The sequence below is a fragment of the Paraburkholderia phenazinium genome, from assembly GCF_900100735.1.
In the GTDB taxonomy this organism is placed as follows: Bacteria; Pseudomonadota; Gammaproteobacteria; order Burkholderiales; family Burkholderiaceae; genus Paraburkholderia; species Paraburkholderia phenazinia.
On record NZ_FNCJ01000011.1, the window covers coordinates 36,181 to 54,137 of the forward strand.

Annotated in this window: 13 protein-coding genes and 1 pseudogene; 8 read left to right on the top strand and 6 right to left on the bottom strand. The window is 55.4% G+C overall.

Annotation, left to right across the window (positions count from 1 at the left end):
* Positions 1-89: 89 nt before the first annotated feature.
* From BLQ92_RS22970 to BLQ92_RS23000, 6 genes and pseudogenes are all read left to right on the top strand, one after another.
* A pseudogene (locus BLQ92_RS22970) lies at positions 90-356 on the top strand (peptidogalycan biosysnthesis protein); the annotation flags it as partial.
* A 477-nt stretch (positions 357-833) separates the two neighbouring features.
* Positions 834-2,816 carry a hypothetical protein gene (locus tag BLQ92_RS22975; RefSeq protein ID WP_090686835.1) on the top strand — a complete coding sequence of 661 codons (1,983 nt, stop codon included), beginning with the start codon at positions 834-836 and terminating at the stop codon, positions 2,814-2,816.
* A complete protein-coding gene (locus tag BLQ92_RS22980) occupies positions 2,813-5,149 on the top strand; it encodes a hypothetical protein (RefSeq protein ID WP_090686836.1) in 2,337 nt (778 codons plus the stop codon). Before BLQ92_RS22975 ends, BLQ92_RS22980 begins: the two co-directional genes overlap by 4 nt.
* Complete coding sequence (locus BLQ92_RS22985) at positions 5,146-5,751, top strand: hypothetical protein (protein ID WP_090686837.1); 606 nt, start codon at positions 5,146-5,148, stop codon at positions 5,749-5,751. The genes BLQ92_RS22980 and BLQ92_RS22985 overlap by 4 nt, the downstream gene beginning before the upstream one ends.
* Before the next feature lie 502 nt (positions 5,752-6,253).
* Entirely contained in the window at positions 6,254-8,242 is a 1,989-nt protein-coding gene (locus BLQ92_RS22995) for an AAA family ATPase (RefSeq protein WP_090686839.1), read from the top strand.
* Positions 8,239-9,654: a site-specific integrase gene (locus BLQ92_RS23000; RefSeq protein WP_090686840.1), complete on the top strand. Its 1,416-nt coding sequence runs from the start codon at positions 8,239-8,241 to the stop codon at positions 9,652-9,654. Before BLQ92_RS22995 ends, BLQ92_RS23000 begins: the two co-directional genes overlap by 4 nt.
* 317 nt (positions 9,655-9,971) lie before the next feature.
* Here the strand turns inward: BLQ92_RS23000 and BLQ92_RS23005 are convergent, their stop codons facing one another.
* From BLQ92_RS23005 to BLQ92_RS23025, 5 genes are all read right to left on the bottom strand, one after another.
* Positions 9,972-11,105: a GNAT family N-acetyltransferase gene (locus BLQ92_RS23005; RefSeq protein WP_090686841.1), complete on the bottom strand. Its 1,134-nt coding sequence runs from the start codon at positions 11,103-11,105 to the stop codon at positions 9,972-9,974.
* Between the two features lie 579 nt (positions 11,106-11,684).
* Positions 11,685-11,903 carry a hypothetical protein gene (locus BLQ92_RS23010; protein ID WP_090686842.1) on the bottom strand — a complete coding sequence of 73 codons (219 nt, stop codon included), beginning with the start codon at positions 11,901-11,903 and terminating at the stop codon, positions 11,685-11,687.
* Positions 11,904-12,300: 397 nt separating this feature from the next.
* Positions 12,301-13,311 carry a hypothetical protein gene (locus BLQ92_RS23015; RefSeq protein ID WP_143016656.1) on the bottom strand — a complete coding sequence of 337 codons (1,011 nt, stop codon included), beginning with the start codon at positions 13,309-13,311 and terminating at the stop codon, positions 12,301-12,303.
* A 208-nt stretch (positions 13,312-13,519) separates the two neighbouring features.
* Positions 13,520-14,581, bottom strand: coding sequence for an AbiJ-NTD4 domain-containing protein (locus tag BLQ92_RS23020; protein ID WP_090686844.1), 1,062 nt, complete (start codon positions 14,579-14,581; stop codon positions 13,520-13,522).
* 444 nt (positions 14,582-15,025) lie between these two features.
* Positions 15,026-15,250 carry a hypothetical protein gene (locus BLQ92_RS23025; RefSeq protein ID WP_090686845.1) on the bottom strand — a complete coding sequence of 75 codons (225 nt, stop codon included), beginning with the start codon at positions 15,248-15,250 and terminating at the stop codon, positions 15,026-15,028.
* A gap of 72 nt (positions 15,251-15,322) precedes the next feature.
* Between BLQ92_RS23025 and BLQ92_RS23030 the strand changes: the two genes are divergently transcribed.
* Together BLQ92_RS23030 and arsC are read left to right on the top strand one after the other, a co-directional pair.
* On the top strand, positions 15,323-16,417 hold the full coding sequence (locus tag BLQ92_RS23030; protein ID WP_090686846.1) for an ArsO family NAD(P)H-dependent flavin-containing monooxygenase: 1,095 nt from the start codon (positions 15,323-15,325) through the stop codon (positions 16,415-16,417).
* On the top strand, positions 16,414-16,836 hold the full coding sequence (gene arsC / locus BLQ92_RS23035) for an arsenate reductase (glutaredoxin) (RefSeq protein ID WP_090686847.1): 423 nt from the start codon (positions 16,414-16,416) through the stop codon (positions 16,834-16,836). The genes BLQ92_RS23030 and arsC overlap by 4 nt, the downstream gene beginning before the upstream one ends.
* Before the next feature lie 8 nt (positions 16,837-16,844).
* Here the strand turns inward: arsC and moaA are convergent, their stop codons facing one another.
* Positions 16,845-17,945, bottom strand: coding sequence for a GTP 3',8-cyclase MoaA (moaA, locus tag BLQ92_RS23040; protein WP_090686848.1), 1,101 nt, complete (start codon positions 17,943-17,945; stop codon positions 16,845-16,847).
* Positions 17,946-17,957 lie beyond the last annotated feature (12 nt).

Here is a 17,957-nt window from a genome sequence, read left to right on the forward strand (position 1 = left end):
CGAAACAGACAGAGTCGGAACAACACGGACAAACGAACGATGCCCCGCTAGACGCGGAGCGCCGCTCAGATCAGGAACAGTCAAACAGATTGAACCAGCAACGCTTTGATTATCGCACGGGCATTCTGGCCTCGCCCTCCGAGGTGGACGCCGCCGAGTGGAATGCCCTGCTCGCCCAGCAGGCACAGCCCACGCCGTTTCTGCGGCATGAGTTCCTGAGCGCGCTGCATGCGAGCCAGTCCGCGGTGGCCGATACCGGCTGGGCGCCGCAGTTCGTCACGCTGACCGACCCGCGCACGGGACGATTGGCGGCCGCCGCGCCGGTGTATCTGAAGGGGCACTCATACGGCGAGTACGGACGTTTATGTGGCGGCCGCGATTTTGACCGACTGATTGATTGAGTCGTATGTTATTGATTTGTTGAATTGATTTCTGTGTGCGAAGCATCGGTTGCTTGCGTTCAAAAATGGGGCTCGGCATTGGGTGCTAAGCGGTCAGACGGCACGGGTCCGTGTCGAGGTTTATTCTTTTCCCCTGCGTCGCTCAGGACTAACCCCTCTTCCTCGTAGCCGGCTGTACAGGCAATCAGTCGGTCCCGACCGAGGCATTGGCAAGGCGGCTCGTCAACCCCCAAAGAAAATTTTTGTTGCTCCGCTGTTTTTGACCAAGCTGCACAGCTCTAGCGACACAAAAAAAGCCCTTATCTTTCCGGAAGTTAGCCGCACCAGTTGGCAAATAACTCATTGTTTTATATACGTTTTTTCTACGCAACATAACATAGCGGAGAACTTCGACCTTCTCTAACATCCCAAGCGTCTAAACGAGATTGGGGCGTGAAGATGGCGAAGGGATGGCGGAGCTACACAATCAAGGAGCTGGGTAAGCACATCTGGACGGGAGACCAGATATTCCTCGCGGCATCGGCAAAGGCCCACACCAAAACACGGCATACAACCTATGAGATTAACGCTGGCGCCTTGGGTCTGCAGCGCGGAGGTTGGCTGGAGGCCGCAGTCGACTCTGCACCAAATCCAATGGCTACCCCGGAAGCAGGCGCGGTCGCCAGATTCATCGTACAGCTTGCGTCGAACCCTTCCTATCGCTCCTATCTCGACAGACCAGTAACGTTACTCCAGCGCGAAGATGTCATCGCTCTCTTCGAAGCCGTCGACGCAACGGTCGAACGCAGCGGTGTGGGCACAGCTATCCAATATTCGCAAAAGGTTCGTCAATTTCTCTCGCGACCAACCGTACCACTCGCTACCGGCGACCTTATCCGCGACGTACGCTACTACACGTCGCTGAAGACTCCGGTTCCGCGAGCACGAGATACGTTGAGTGACCGCCCGCATCCGAACCTTGAAGATTCCCGACTTGCAAGGCCGGCAAGCGCAATTGAATTCACAGACCTTGAGGACCTCCGAACGAAGCAAGTAGCCCACTTCGAAGGGCGGAACCGCGTTCTGGTCGAGCTGTGCGCTACGGTACTCGACGCACATGATTTCGTTGTTGAGTCAATACGCGCGGCGCGGAGAATTGCGATTGATGACTTGAACTTGCCCCCCTTCTTATGCGACCACATAGTCGACAAGAAGAAAATCCCCCATTACGCGATTCGGATGATTCACAGCGAGGCACTACTTCCGGTATGTGTCTACCTCATGGACGCAAACGAGCTGTATAAAAAACCATACTGTATACGCCTTCCCACGCAAAAAATTGAAGCATTCAGTCCACTGCTGACCCACGGCGGATTCCAAGAGCAATTTGGAATACTACTGAGCGAAAATTATCTCAGCGTGCACGTCTATATGGCATGTTTAGTCCTCCTTATGCTCGAAACGGGATGGAATTCGAGCACTGTCCTCACCCTCACATCCGACCGAATCGAGGAAATCGACGGCAAATATTATCTCCATGGGTACAAGTCGAAGTCTGGCCAGAATCAACGGTCCGAAACTAACGCTTCGGGCTCTGCCGTCCAATCCACACCGCAACGGTCAGAATCGAACGGCTTAGTGAGTAAGATTTATGAAGAAGACGACCTAGCAAAACCAGTGAAAATGGAAAATCCAATCGTTGTACGAGCCATCAATCTGCTTTTAAGCCACCGGGCAAACATTGACAAAAATTCGAAAACGGATACTCGGCAACTTTTCTTGCTCATGTCGCTCAAAATAAAGCAAGGAAATCAAATGTTCAGAGTGCCAGACATTGGGCAAGCAACGCGACAATTCTGTGATTTTATAGGCCACCCACCATTCCTGATTGACGACTTACGGAAGCAAGCCGTCAACACGAAGTACGTTCGGACTCGCGACTTAAGACTAGCCCAAGCCGATTTGGGGCATGCAAATCCCGGCTCAACACTGACCTATGTCAATGGCGCGGCGCTACGGCAATCAAAAGAGTCAATCATAAAAGACTTCGGCTCTATCCTGTCTGATTCGTACCTCTTCGCGGCAGGAAAACTCTTTGTGAATCCCGACGCCAAGGACAGAAAATCTCGCCTTACACGAACACTTCTATTGTTTCCGCCGTCTTCGCTCCACGCGGAGGATGGGGATTCGATTGCCGACCGATGGCTAAACTCGGACGGCACGTTCAGCTTCCAAATCGGCGAGGAAGAGATAGCTTACTGCGTGTACCAGAAAAACTATTACAGAAAAAGCTGTGCAAAGCTCGTTTCCGAGAACCCCCGAAGGTTCGCCAAATACCACCTGCCCCGCATTTTGTTTTGCGAAGCACTGCACCGATTCATCGCACAGAGCCCCTTGGGGAGCAAACTCAAAGACATCGAAGGAGAACATAAATGACCGCCGCGAAACCGGCAGCACAGCAACGCCCAAGCACCATCGATAATGCAACCAGCATCTGGGATGGTGTTCGCAAAAACAGACGTTATCTCAGTGAATGGGACGACAATACCGTAGTTATCGACTCACGCGCAGATGGTAAGGCGTTGGGCGAACCTCTCATCTTTCCGCTGTCCGAAATTACAATCTCTACGGCTGGCGAGCTGTCAATTTATTCAGCTGAACCCATCCCGCTTAAAAATTTCCCAGACTTTATCTCCACACTAAAGTTCGCCATCAACTCGGCGTTACGCAATAAAAAGGCAAACCACCGTGCATATGTGACCCAAGTTCTTAATCATGGAATTCGATTCTTCTCTTTCTGCATCGGGAAAGGCGTCTATCGCCTATCCGACGTAACTCGCGACCTTGCCGCAGAATACCAACAAAAAGTCTTGAAATTGGGTTGGTGGCACGCCAACGATTATGACCTTCAACTGAAACGGCTTCTGACCAAGTTAAAATCAGCAGATATTCCCCATGAGAGTCTTCGCAGGAAAACTCTCAACAACACCAATTTTAGCCTGAATGTCGAAGAGCTGCAAATACAAGCTGGAATTCGCATTGCCACCCATATGATTCCTCAATGGTTTTATGAGGAATATCGAGAAATCGCCAAAGAAATCAAGCCGCCACTTAGCGAAGCAGATAATACGCCCACACCGACCGAAAAGTCATGCAAAGGGGTCCTCGATACCATCAATTTATTTTGCTTCTCACGCGATGGATTTGATGCAATCCCATTTGTCGCTTTCCCCTACGCGGCCAAAACCTGCGCCGATTACTTTAAGGCAAAAACACAAGATAGGAGAACGAAGACCCTCACGTTACCAGTAGCCGTGGCCATCATAAAACAGGCACTTGCTTGGCTCTACGACTACGGGCCCACGTTGCTCGAAATACTTAACGACATCCGCAGCGAACTCGAAGAATCCGACAAGAACAGTCATCTTCACATTCGACGCCGCCAAAGATTGGCTCTGCGAATTTTCAGCACGGCCTTGAAAAAGTTTCAATCGCAACACCACATTCCGCTTCCCGAACTGGATGACCCGAAACGTCAACCCGAGAAGCTGCGGATGTTGACCCTCATCTATCAGACCGCTCTGTTTTTCCTTATAGCGGGGACCACTGCACGCCGACGAAACGAAATAACCGGCGAGGGCCGTACCTACGGACTATATTTTGGATGCCTTCACAAAGTGCAAGATGGCTGCGAGGACTACAAGGCAGACTTCTACATTGAAAAAACTCTTCAGGACTACAAGGAATTCTGGGCACCGAAAACTTGCGTGGACTCCATCAGAGCACTCGAAGAATTATCACAAGTATTCCGTCCGCTGGGTAGCAGCCGGAAAATTCCCGATGAGAACCTGATTCGGGCCCGGGAAGACAAACTGTTTGCGCTAAGAAATTTCAAATCCTACTTGCCTCACATCATGGAGCCGGCAAGCTTTGAAATTTCTTTGCACTGCGGTGATTTTTTCCGCCTATGCGGAATCGAACAAAATCTCATTTTTAATAAGAATAGAAGCATATTTCGAAGGTTTTATTGCAACCTGTTTGTGAACCGGTACGACAATCCGGTAGCCGCCGCCCTTCAGTATCACCTCGACCACTCTCACATGGGCGTGACGGCCATCTACGGCCTGGACCCTCATGGCCGCAAGGCTGAAGAGAAATCCGCTGCGCTTTTCCGCCGGGAGGAAGCTGACGACGAATCCTTCCTCTCAATCAATTCTGAGGTTCGGCAAGAGCACCACGTTGCGAAGGTGATTGAATTGCTCGGCGGCAAGTCAGTCGGCGGCATCTATTCGAGACTCATTTTAAAGCTCACCGCACGCCTTTCGAGAGACAGTTCGTTCGCTCTAGCTCCGGTAGAAACCAAGGGAAGAATCGTGGCTGACAAGATGAACAGGCGTGGCTTTGCTGCCTTGGAGAACGGCCACGGCATGTGCATGGCGGGAACTGCCCGACATACGGCGAAGAAAGCAAATTGCGCTCACGACGGAGAGCCACACCCCGAGGTTGCCAGCCCCAAGGTTTGCGGGGGTTGCATCAATCTGATGAACCCCAAGGGCTATCAACATCATTTGGAACAGGAGAGGGACGGGTTGCTCCTAGAGGCTGCGGACATGACCCTGCCGCGCGCAGTGCGAGAGGCGAAAAAGAAAGATGCGGCGGACATCGATGCGTACCTCGCGGCGGACCGACGTATTGCAGAGGGAAACAAGCAAATCATCCTGAAGCTCGTGGAAAGCTGGTCAGAATTGGAAGAGATGAGCGAGAGATGAAAGATGAAACGAATCAACGCGACGACGCTCCGCCGAGGTCAGACCTGATAGCGAAGCTCGAGGTGCTTGAAGTGTGGGCGGCAAGGGAAATCCCTTGGCTTCGCGACGCAAAGGGCGTTTATGCGAGAGACGCCGAGGGCGAACGTGTCCTCGACTTTTTTCCGACGCGAGACATTCACTTTGCCAATTGGGACGGAACGCAAAACTGCGAGGCCACAAAAGTCCTCTATCCTCAGCTCGAGCGCCTAAAAAAGACGCGCCGACGGACTGCTCCGGAGTCACATCCGGATTTGCAATCGCGGCTGGACGACGTTCTTAAAGCATTGCGAGCAAAGGCTATCACTCAACTGGAGACTGCCAACAAGACCACCCAGATTGCAGAACTGGAATCATCAGTCAGCTTTTGGCAATCGCTAGCCCAAAAGCAAGAACAGGAGATAGTTGCTCTGCGGGAGCGCATGTCGAAGACCGAGAGGGAATTGCGCGAAGCGAAGGCTGCGGTCAAAGGCAATAAAGTTGAGTGGACCCGCGTGACCGCGGAGAAGGACGCAAAGATTGCAAGCCTCACCGAGCTCCTTTCCAAAATTTCTCCTATAAGGTAGTTGCCATCGTATGAGCCATCAAAAGAACATGAGCACGGCGGTCAAGGCTGCCTCGAACGTGGATACACTACGAGACTGGATACGGAAAACGAGCCTGGAGGAAATGCCGACCAATCAGTATGGTGGCGCGTCTCGGACGGCCATCCTAAACCTCTTGAGCATCTCGCGTTCGACAGCTGCCAGCAACCCGCGAATCACGGAGTTGTTCGAAGCTCTGGACGTAAAGCTTCGAGCGATTCCAACGGCGTTCGAACGGGGGCAAGCTGACGCTTCCGCCGACCCTCAGCGGCATGCTTATGTTATCGGCCTCCACCGCGAGAATCTCCGTTTGAAGGCTGAGCTCAATCGCATCCGATGGAGCGACGATACCGGACGCAGCACCGATGACGAATAGGAGAGGCGCGTGATACTGATTGGAACGACAACTCGGATTACTCACGCGTCGCCGCACGGCGGGGTCGTATTTCGCTTTCTTCCAGACGATAGTGTGCGGAGCGTGCGCGTGAAGGCGGACTACGATGTTATTCGTGACGCCCCTGACATTGGTGACCGGCTCTCCGTACAGGGCGAGTTTGAGCGTGGTCACTATGGTCTTCAGCTCGTCGCGGCGGCGGTCCTTCCAGAACCGGCCAGCCCCGCATCCTTAGACACCCTCCTCAGCGGGAATCACACCTTCGTCCATGTTCCGAACCCTATTAAGCGGCAGCTTTCGGCACGGCTTGGCTCGCAACTTCTGTCAACTCTCGAGAATGCTGATGTCGACAAGCTGATTGCCTGCGGAGCCGAGTTTAGCGTCGCACATGACCTTGTCGCTGCGTGGACCGACTATTCAGCCACGATAGTGGCAAAACGCTTTCTGCTTGACCACGGCGTGAGTCAGGATACGGCGTCAATGGCAGCGCGGCTATGGGGCAACGACATTGTCGATGTCGTTCGTGAAAATCCTTACCGGCTGCTTGCTGTTGCGCCGTGGCACGAGGTAGACGCCGTAGCCACCAGCATGTTTCATTGCGCTCACGACGATAACCGACGCTACCTTGGCTTTGCCGCCTCCATATTTAATGAAGGAGCGTCACAAGGGAGAGCGGCCCTGTTCATGTCTGAGTTCGAGGAGCTTTTTGCGGAGCGCATTGGAGGCGATACAGACGTCAAGACCGCATTCTCCAGGTGCATCCAGGCGAAGCGCATGCGAATAGTGAAGACTGGTCGGGCCCAGTACATTCAGGGAGCGACGCTCGCAAAAGTCGAGACGCAGATTCAGTCTCATCTTCAGCGATTGCTCGCTTCCGAACCAAACCCAACTTGGCTCCTAAAGAAACGCCCTCGGCTCGATGTGGTCCCGGGTCTTTTCGATAGACTTGGCAGGTTTATCCAAGAGAATCCGATTGTCCTAGTCAACATGCCTGGCGCGGCGGCGACGGCAATCGATGAGATAGTATCGGCAATAAATGGTGAGACTCTCATCATCTCGCCTACCCTAGCGTTTGCCTGCCCATCTTCTGGGGAAGTGCGTACGCATCGGCTTCGTGAATTTACCGACGGCGGGCCCCCTCCTGACGTCACAGGCAAAGTCGTCGTCGTTCTGGAGGCTTCGATGCTCGACCTGCTTACTGCGAAAAAACTCCTGCGAAATACTGCCGATGCAGCAAAGTTGGTGCTAGTTGGTGACCGGAGAATGCTCCCTGCCTTTGGTCCGGGACACATCTTTCCCGGGCTTATGCAAAGCGATGCTATTCCGAGCATCGATACTACAAAGCGATTCAAGTCGTCATCTATTCCCACGCCGCTGGCGAGCCTTCCCGCGCTACTGCCGTCGGCCAATGCGTTGCATGCTATCGCGGAACTGGCCCAATATATGCCCGTTGACTCAACGCATAGGTTGACGTCCACCGTGCTTGCCCAGTATCGGGCCATCTTCGAAGAGAACCCATCGGAGGGCATCATCATTGCCTCGACTCGGGCACTCGCTACGTTGCTAAATGACGCTCTGCATCAGGAGGTTGTCGACTATGCCGTGTCACAAGGTAGCCCCCACGCAACCATATCCCTGCAGAATAAACAAACGGCTACGGTCGGCGACCAAGTCATATATATGTCGCGAGACTTCAGTCGGGGGTTGTTTCATGGAAGCCGAGGGTTGGTAACCGAAATTTTCCCGAACACTGGAAAGACGAAGTGCCGCAATTCAACGGCCGTAGCCAAGATTGAATTCGACACCGCCGGCTGGTTGGAGGTAAGCGCTCGCGATTGCCTATCGATGATGTTAGGCCACGCAGTTCAAGTTCATCATGCTTCGATGTCCCGGTGGCGAAAGGTCATCATTGCGGCTGCGCCAAGCCAGAACCTCAACAACTCCTGGCTGTGGCGAAGCGCGACTCGCGCGGTTGAACAGCTCGTCATCGTTGACCTAGCACACTCGTTGCGAGATGCGCTAACCAAGGAAGTCCGCGAAAGCTCGTACGTACCCTTACTCGACTGGAGTCGACGATGAGCAAGTATCTATACCCGGTTTCTGTGATGTGGATAGCTTGGTCGGAAAAATACCGGATTGCCGTGATTCGGGACCACCGTCGAAACATCATTGAACCGTTCTTGGAATACATTCTCGCAAAAGCGCGAGAAATGCGAGACACGAGAGCGGACCCTTCGGCTTTCCACTCGGGCATCGAGAATGTGGTGTACGCGCTCGTTCCCCTTGCACGCTTCCTCGCAACCCATCGGGAGCTGAAGTGGGACGAGCTCAACGATGAGCACTTGGTCAGCTTCCGCGACTGGCTGAAGGAGGAGACGCGGAAGAAGCCGAAGTCAAAAAACGAAGAGAGCGCGAAGCGGACGACAAATCAGCGCTTGCGTGTCATCTATGAATTTTTAACGTGGGCACAGGAAGATGCGCTTCTGATTGAGGGGGTGGTAGGGCCTTCTGAACGGTTCCCAGTCCGTTCGTCTCTTCCGCTCTTACGCCGTTCCACACATCGTTCATTCCGCTCCGCCAAAGAACGTTTCCCCAAACTGTACAAAGATGTTGGCTCGTCGTCGCGGACGAGCGATAGACAATATTGGGCGACCGAGACCGACTTTGCTGAGCTGAGGGAATACTTCTGGGAGCACTGCGACGAAGATGCTGCGTCGAGGAACGACTTGTTGATGCGCGTGATAGATGCGACGGGATTCCGAAGGGCCAGCGCGAACAGCCTTACAACGTACGTGTTCTCTGACGCAGTCATCGAAAAGGCCATCGACGAGGGCCTCACCCATATTTCCGTCGTGCCACCAGAGCAAAAATTCGGCTACAACCGTGCGTTCCCCGTGTCGCTGAACCTCGCAATCGCAATCAATCGCTACATCAACACGGAACGGCGTCAGCTGCTTGCGAAGGCCGGGTGTTCCGAAACGGACAAGTCGATTCACCGGAATCGAATTTTCCTGTCTACATCGAACGCCACTCGCGGCTGGCCGCTTACTCATGGCGCCGTGTCTAAAATCTTTGGGAAAGCTTTCCGCGCAATTGGCCGAAAGGCGGGGGCGGCAACCCATTCGTTCCGGCGGAAATTCGCCGAACAACGCTGGGCTGAAGAAATTGAGTTCCGCATACGCGAAGGTCTTTCACTAGCGTATGAGGACATCGCGATGGCGGTGGCAGACGACCTTGGCCATGAGTCGATAGTTTCTCAAGATGCGTATCACCGCGTTCTGTCCAGAATTCGCAAAATGAGCGTCGAACAGCAGCTGCGTAATCAGGCCGCGGAACTGAACGACGAAATCGCACAGCTCCGTAGCGAGAATGCGGCTGTCCGCGCACTCCTTGGCCAGCTCATCTCCGGAAAATCGAATGTGAGAAATGCGTACGACCGAAAGCTTATCGAGCAAGCAACAGAGCTTATTCGGGAGACTTCGGACGCTTGAATGGCGTGTGCACCTCTAGCTCGCCAATCTGCGCATCCATCGCTTCGGTCTCATGGTCGAGGTACTCATTGATAACGCGACGGCTTACATCCGCGCGAGGGGATGCGTCCAAGTTAGACGATGATTAGAAAGTTTTGCTGATGACGAAGTCCCGCATGTTCCATGTGGGATTCGCTGCATCTGTTCAAATCGATGGGTTGTCTGGGAAATCAACTATCAGACGACTTGGCTTCAAATCGCCATCCGAATTATGGAAGCTTTCTATGTGCGTGCGATGCTTGTTCCGCCTTCCGGTTGCGCCTAAATCCTTGGGAACATTACGAGCGTCGCTTGAACGGTGTATGTGCTTCGAGTTCGTCAATGTGCTCATCCATCGCCGCCGTCTCTCGGTCCAGAAACTCACTGATGGCATGCGCAAACCTGCTATCTGCAATCCAGTGCGCCGACCAGGTCGCCGTAGGCAGCAATCCACGTGACATCTTGTGCACACCCTGCGCTCCGCCCTCGAAGCTCGCCAGCCTATTCACGATGCAGTATTCGATACCCTGCATATAGCAAGTCTCAAAATGCAGTCCCGATACGAACTCCTTCGTTCCCCAGTACCGGCCGTACATCGTGTTGCCGGCAACGATGTTCAACGCACAAGCGAGCCGCTTCCCGCCAACCTCTGCGATAACGAGCATGATTGCGTCGGGCATCGTCGCGTGAATCTGGTCGAAAAACTCCCGGGACAGATACGGAGGATTCCAGTGCTCGCGGTAAGTGTTCTCGTAACACTCGTAGAAAAAGTCAAGGGCGTCGGCATTGACATCGGCCCCATGCAGCCATCGAAAAGTGACACCGGCGTCGGCCACTCGACGGCGGTCTTGCTTCACCTTCTTCCGCTTGTCATGACTCATCTTCGACAGGAACTCGTCGAAACTCTCGTAGCCAAAATTCTCCCAGTGGAACTGGACTCCTTCCCTGAGCATGTAACCAGCGTCGGTCAGAGCCTGAAGGTCCGCCTCGTGGGGAAACAGAACATGGATTGAGGAGACGTTGAGCTGCTTGGCCAGTTCAACCGCACCCCGTGCCAGCATCACACGGTCAGCATGGCTCGCAGCAAGTAGCCGCGGCCCCGTCACGGGCGAGAATGGCACCGCGGAGAGCAGCTTCGGGTAGTACCGCAGGCCATGACGCTGGAAGGCGTCTGCCCACGCATGGTCGAAGACATATTCGCCGCGGGAATGCGACTTCAGATATAGCGGCATGGCGCCAGCCAGCTCATGCCCCCGTCGCATGAGGAGGTAGTATGGGCGCCAGCCGGTGGCCGCTGACGCGCATTCGGTATCGTGCATTGCTGACAGGAATTCGTGCTGCGCGAACGGATTCCCGTCGGCGAGCACGTTCCACTGGTCTGCGGGGACCTCCGAGATTGAGTCTACGACGTGAATTTCGACCTTACTGCTCACCTGGCTTTGCTCCTGAACGACCTTCCCGCCTGCGCGGCGACAACCAGCATTGTCGCCGAAACTGAAAAAGTCTTCAGGGACCAACGCAAGTCAAGAAGAACAGCCGTCCTGGTCGACAGGAATGCGGAAAGCGGCGCCCCCAAGCGCCCGAGCGGCCGCCGTCGTCACGGAATTTGCTTATTCACTATGTGGCTGAGTCGCGCGGCGAGGCCAGATAGGTGCGCGCGGCAAGAGCATCCCTTCAGGCCGTGTTCGGGTATAGACGCGAGAGAGGTTGTTATCCGAAACTCGCCACGTGCTCCTCTAGCACCGCACGTAGTACCATTGCGCTCCGCAGCGCCGCAACTCGCTGAACAGAATCTTCCTTGCCGGCATCGCCAAAATCACATACACCCTTTACCACGAGCGCCTTACACGCGGTTGCCGCGAACGTTGCCGACACTGCCGGCTGTTCACATCGCACGTTCGCAACTGCAGCTATTCGAATCAATGTCGGCAAGATTTGGGTCATCGTAACTGTCGCCTGGTGCCCGCGCTTGGGCGAGCCGCATTCCCCGCAGCTTGAGCCGACGGCTTCCGCTATTGCGAATCGAGATGGACCACATTCACGGCATTTCCAAAGACTTCTCGGACAATGGACGTTAGGTGGTCGTGGTGGCTGAGAAACACGACCTGCGTTTTTTCGGACAAGGTGGCCAGCGCTTCCAGTCCAGCTCGTGCGCGCTGGTCGTCGTAGTTAGCCTCGGCTTGTGCTTGCAGCTTCTTCAGTTTTGCCTGGATTTGTTCGAGTGTTGCCACTGCGGTAGCTCCTACTGTTGTAAATAACCGCACTATGCCATGCGCCGCTCGCGCAAGAAAACGTCCTGCGTTGTCTGTTACTCCTGCTGATTTCCAACGAGCTGAATTGGGTCCGTCCGAACGAGCTCCGCTGCAGCCAAGTCACCTGCGCGGCATCCAAAAACCTAGCAGCGCCCGTGCAGACAGGTAATATTGTCGATAGACGTTGGCTCCGCCGACACGCGCGAGCGTCAGTTGCTCCGTATTCTGTTCGGCTTCGAAGATAAGCCATCAAGTACTTCGCTTCCCGATGATTTCTGAATGTCCGGTTGTATGAGGTAGCCTATGGAGGCAACCGCCATTGAGAGCCCATGCAATGGCAGCCTTAAACCGCAGTTGCCACCGGAGTGCCGAGATTCTACGCGACGCTACCCGTTGCTGCTGGGGCTTGCTTTATCGGTTCTAGTCGTTCGGCTACCCAGCTTGGGATGTTCGCTGCCAGCACAAACTCGCTGCCACTTGCAATTTCGATAATGTGCTTTTCGGTCAACGCGTTTCGCTCGTATACCCGCGGACTGACTTCAATCTCGCTGAGCCAGTCAGTGTTGATTCTCTTTGTTTGGCACCAAGCGACAAAGTCTCGGGGGCGGACCTTTTCAGGTCGCTTCTCGCGGCTGTTCCAAATTGTCAAAACTCGACGTACCTCGTGAAAGCGGTCCCACGAGCCATCAATAAACTGATTATCGAGACCCATCGCGCCGTCAGGCATTTCAACGCAGTCTAGTTGCGGTTGAATACCGCACACGAGCAGCGATGCCAGTAACGGCGTCCATGTCTCGAGCTCCAAGTACTTGCTCAGCGTGGTCTGCTTTTGAGCCTCATTGCTGAACCCTTCACCGACCAACTTTGCGGGGCGGCGTTGCTCTTGAAGCATCACCTGAGTGCTTATCAGCGTCCGGGCGTCGACCTGAATGTTTGTATCTCGTTGGCCGCTGCGGGTTTCCGTTCGCGCCAGCGCATCTTCGGCAGATTGCGCCCCCGTCGGAACAGCGTTGACCGTACTCTCGGCACCTGTGAAGTGGGGCTTGTTTATTGCCACCAGCGCGCGAGCCTCCGCACTGCGTTTCCAATCGACAAGCTTGTCGACAGGATATGCGGCGACATCTCGGTCAATCAACAACGCACAATTTCCACACAGCCAAATACCGTTGTTACTCGCGGCTCTTTCTTCTATCGACATCCCCGCGTCATAACGTGGGCCTCCGGCCGAAGCGGCAGCAATGTGCACCGCGACACCTGTAATCGCGGTCCCCCGTTCGCCGGTCTGTGGACCTACCGTAATGACGCTGCAGCCTGGATTTGAACACTTGTGCGCCACTCTTCTGGCGAGGTCTTCCACAGTCGCCTTTTTAAAATCGCTACGATGCATGTCGTGCTGCTCGTCGGAAATGTCGGATTGTCAGGATGACAGATTACCAGACACTCAATCCGGGTTCTATTGAGCGCCGGTGTCCGTCAATTTCCGAGTTCTGGCCGGCGGGTCCTTCTCCAACCGGCCAACCGGCGGGGCGCAGTCATGCTAGCCGCTCATGTGGAAGCAATCGTATCCTCAGAGCCGGGTGGTTCGAAAGTTGGGCTCACAGCCTACGAACAAGCGTTTTAACCCAAGACATCGCGGTCTCAATAGCCCAGTCCGTTTGGACTTGCGTCAGGCCCGGCATAGGCTCTGAACCGGGCCCGTGTCCGAGCGAGTTTCTCACTTTCCGAAAATAGTCTCGCAGCAGCTCTCCCTCCCAGATGGCGAGGAACGAGCCGTTGCTTTTGCTGACAAGATTGTCAATGTACGCAGAGGCACCGCTTTCGTTGCCGCGCGTCCAACCCTTCAAATCGGACACAATTTTGATGGCACTCTCGAGCGCCTTCGAGGCAAATATGGCTGGGTCCTTGTCGTTGGAGTCACGTCGGTCGAGAGCTTCCGCCATGTCTATGCTGACATTCTTCCAAGTAGGGTCGGCAACGAGTTGCCAGAATGGAGCGGCGACTTCCCTTTCGATGACTTCGTCGGTCGCTACCTGAATGAACCCGTTGTGGTATGTCAGGAACGCCCCGGCTCGACGGAATCGTTCGTTGAGTTCGTCAACTTGCGACCGGAAAGAAGCGTTCAGCGATTCGTTCAAAGCTTTCATGCTGTCTTCAGGATTTCCCGGCACCCTCATGCCTCCTCGTCCTGCAGCCGACCGAATTTTCGCTGTTAGCAGAGCTCGCGGCAATTCAACATTCGCTGCCGCGACCTCCTCTTCGCGAAGGCGCACAGCGAGCTCGATAAAGCTTATTCGCTCCTTGATGAAGCGGTCGACGTTGGCTAGATTGGATGGCGGCTGAGAGATAACGAACTGCTCACAGACATGGTCATAAGTGAAAAAGCCAGAAGTGGGCCAGTCTTGCCCCATAGGTCCCTTTTGCACAAATGAGTAGTAGCGCTGCGCCAATTCAGTGACACCATACTCATGCGCGAGCCGATTATGAATGAGCTCCCACTTCGCTTCGTTTGCCTCGACCTTCTTCCCGTCGCGATTGAAGACCGGGTAAATCTCTTTCGCGAGACTGACTGTTTGATTCAAAAGGCGCCTCTCTGCTTCCGAGTAGGCCGACCAAATCGGGTATTTCAGATATCGATACGCAAAAATGTCAGTTAGCATCGCAGTTGCCGATGAGAGTTGTTCGAAGCGACCGATTGAACAGGCTTGAATCACTGCCGGGTGTGGCATGATTTTATGCCACACCCCGGTACCGCCACCGAAATTTTGGTATCTGCACGACTGTGACACCCTCGATGGTGGTCGTCTTTGAAATGTTCAGCGCTTCACGCTTGAAGGTTAAATTTTGTAGGGATATTGCATAGACCGGAAAGGCAAAACTGAATCCCTCAGGTACTACCTCTGGGCGCCAGACATCTACGAGGTCATTGCGCTAAAGGGCAAACGGGGCGGGGCTTGTGATGCTCGCTTCTAATCCGGGACACCGTCCAGCAACAAGCCGCCAACCAACCCATGTTATGTGGCTGCTCGGCAACAACAACGCCTGAGCGTAGCCAGTGCTTGCACGGCATCGGACACATCGACCCTTCCTGCGGCTCGGGAAGCTCAGGGGCTGCGACCTGCCAGTGCCTCAATCCCATCGGCCGTGTCACGTGCGGCTTCTGTTATCCGCGCCAACAAGCCATTGAGTTCCCGGAGGGCCATGCGCTGCTCGGTGAATGGCATGTCGGCAACGCCACCGTAAAGTTCTAACGTACGCTCAATGAGCAGTTGCAAACGTGCGGCGGATGGCCCGAGGCCGTTCGCAATCTTCGACAGGTCAGAAGTCACTGCACACCTCGCGTACTCACATTTGAATACAACATATCCGGTATTATCGAAGTATCAGCCACCCAATCCGCCATGTCTAACAGTAATTCGTCAGCGACAACCCCAATCGACGTCGCCGTTATCGGTGGCGGCCAATCCGCGTTGGCCGTTTCCTGGTTCCTGCGCCGTGCTGGTATCGGTTATGTCGTGCTCGACGACCAGCCGGCTCCTGGCGGAGCATGGCAGCATACTTGGGACTCGCTTCACCTCTTTTCGCCCGCCCAGTGGAGCTCGCTGCCAGGCTGGTTGATGCCACCCACTTCCGAGCAATACCCGTCGCGAGACCATGTCATTCGCTATCTCACCGAGTATGAGAAGCGCTATGAAATTCCGGTCCGACGCCCGGTGGACGTGACGTCCGTGTCGCGTCGGGATGACGGGTTGCTCGTATCGGCGGACAAGGGCGCGTGGCTCGCAAAAGCGGTTGTCAGTGCCACGGGCACCTGGGGCCACCCCTACATTCCAGATTACCCAGGACAAGGCGGGTTCGAAGGCGAGCAGCTCCACTCGGCACACTACCGTAGCCCGGAGAGGTTTCGCGGAAAGGACGTCCTGGTTGTAGGCGGAGGAAATTCAGGTGCGCAGATACTCGGCGAGCTGTCGCAGGTCTGTCACACAACCTGGGTTACGTTGGAGGAGCCCACGTTCTTGCCGGACGATGTCGACGGACGTGTTCTCTTCGAACGTGCGACCGAACGGTGGAAAGCCCGCTCCGAGGGCCGACCGGACCCCGCGCTGACTGGCGGTCTGGGCGACGTCGTGATGGTGCCGCCCGTGCGCGAAGCACGCGAGCGGGGCGTTTTGACGTCGGTTCGCCCTTTCACGCACTTCGTTAATGACGGCGTTGTCTGGGCGGATGGGAGCCGCTCGCGGGTCGACGCAGTTATCTGGTGCACCGGCTTCCGGCCGGCACTGGAACATCTCCAGGCCTTGAACGTCGTCAACGTCGCGGGCAGAGTCGATGTGGTAGAGGGTCGCTCGGTCGCGGAGCCTCGACTATGGCTTGTGGGGTACGGCGAATGGTGCGGCTTCGCATCTGCCACCCTCATCGGCGTGATGCGTAGCGCCCGGTCCACCGCGGCACAGATTAACCAGTACCTAACTTCCCTCGCGGAGCAGACACCATGAGCGTCACGATTTACCACAACCCCGACTGCGGAACCTCGCGCAACACCCTCGCCATGATTCGCAACGCCGGCATCGAACCGGCCGTTATCGAGTATCTGAAAACGCCTCCGTCTCGCGAAACACTGATAGACCTCATCCAGAGGTCGGGGTTGAGCGTGCGGGAAGCCATACGCCAGAAGGGTACTCCGTATGCGGAGTTGGGACTGGATGACGCACTTATCACCGATGACGAGCTCATTGACGAAATGCTCGAGCACCCCATACTCATCAACCGCCCGTTTGTGGTGACCAACCACGGCGTACGGCTGTGCCGACCGTCTGAAGTAGTTCTGGACATCCTGCCCGAAGCCCGCACAGTGCCATTCGTGAAAGAGGACGGTGAGGTTGTCGTCGACGAGACCGGCAAGCGCGTGCGATAGGGCCGCGTTCAGCCGCCAAGCAATGACATTTCGGCATGCTGTGCCGTCCCCGGCGCGCCAGACTCGCCCCGCAGTTCGGAATAGCGCTCAGACCTTTCGTACCAGACGCTGCGCAATATCCCGGCAAGGTCACCGTCACCGTGGCGAAGCGCTGCGCGCACATCCACACCTTCTGCGCCAAAAAGGCACGTGAAGAGCCTCCCGTCAGCGGTGAGCCTCAACCGGCTGCAATCGGCGCAAAACGGTTCAGTGACACTTGAGATGAAGCCAACGCGACCCGACCCGTCGAGAAAGTCGAATGTGCGCGACGTTGCACGTCCGGGGCGCGCGCCGGACGGCGTCAAGGGAAATACCGAGTCAATCCGCCGAACAAGCTCTGCAGAAGGAACGACTTCGCGTAGTTCCCAGCGATTAGTGCTTCCCACATCCATGAACTCGATAAAGCGCGGCGTCACTCCCGTCCCCTTGAACCGCCGGACAATCGGGATAATCTGGTCCTCGTTGACGCCCCGTCTGACGACGGTGTTCACCTTGACCGGCGAGAAGCCGAGTTGCCTCGCGGCTTCGATACCGTCAAGCACTGTACCTACACTGGCATCGCTCCCGCTCATGGCACTAAAAGTATGCTGGTCCAGCGCATCGAGGCTGACAGTGATGCGGGTCATCCCGGCATCGCGCAGAGCGGCTGCCTTTCTGGCGAGCAACGAGCCGTTCGTCGTCATTGTCACATCCACGGGGCCACCATCCGGCGTACGTAGCTGGGACAGTTGGTTGACGAGCACCTCAATGTCTTTGCGCAACAGCGGCTCACCACCCGTAAGACGTATCTTTTCAACACCGAGCGATACCGCCTCGCGCGCCAGCCGCTCAATTTCTTCGAACGACAGAATCTGTTCTCGGGCAAGGTACTGATAATCTTTGTTGAACACATCCTTGGGCATGCAGTACGTGCAGCGAAAGTTGCACCGGTCGGTTAGCGAGACGCGAAGGTCGCGGAGCGGCCGGCCCAGCAGGTCGAACGTGTTCCCTTCAGTTGGCTCACGCCGGGTCGCGACAGCCAGTCGCGGCGCAACGTGAATGGCGATAACCCGTCGAGCTGTCAGTGACATGGCGTTCTTCCC

Bases quoted from the DNA above. Each gene is read 5' to 3' on its own strand.
- BLQ92_RS23015 (WP_143016656.1), bottom strand. From the start codon at position 13,311: ATGCATCGTAGCGATTTTAAAAAGGCGACTGTGGAAGACCTCGCCAGA.
- BLQ92_RS23000 (WP_090686840.1), top strand. From the start codon at position 8,239: ATGAGCAAGTATCTATACCCGGTTTCTGTGATGTGGATAGCTTGGTCG.
- arsC (WP_090686847.1), top strand. From the start codon at position 16,414: ATGAGCGTCACGATTTACCACAACCCCGACTGCGGAACCTCGCGCAAC.
- BLQ92_RS23020 (WP_090686844.1), bottom strand. From the start codon at position 14,581: ATGCTAACTGACATTTTTGCGTATCGATATCTGAAATACCCGATTTGG.
- BLQ92_RS23030 (WP_090686846.1), top strand. From the start codon at position 15,323: ATGTCTAACAGTAATTCGTCAGCGACAACCCCAATCGACGTCGCCGTT.
- BLQ92_RS22985 (WP_090686837.1), top strand. From the start codon at position 5,146: ATGAAAGATGAAACGAATCAACGCGACGACGCTCCGCCGAGGTCAGAC.
- moaA (WP_090686848.1), bottom strand. From the start codon at position 17,945: ATGTCACTGACAGCTCGACGGGTTATCGCCATTCACGTTGCGCCGCGA.
- BLQ92_RS22980 (WP_090686836.1), top strand. From the start codon at position 2,813: ATGACCGCCGCGAAACCGGCAGCACAGCAACGCCCAAGCACCATCGAT.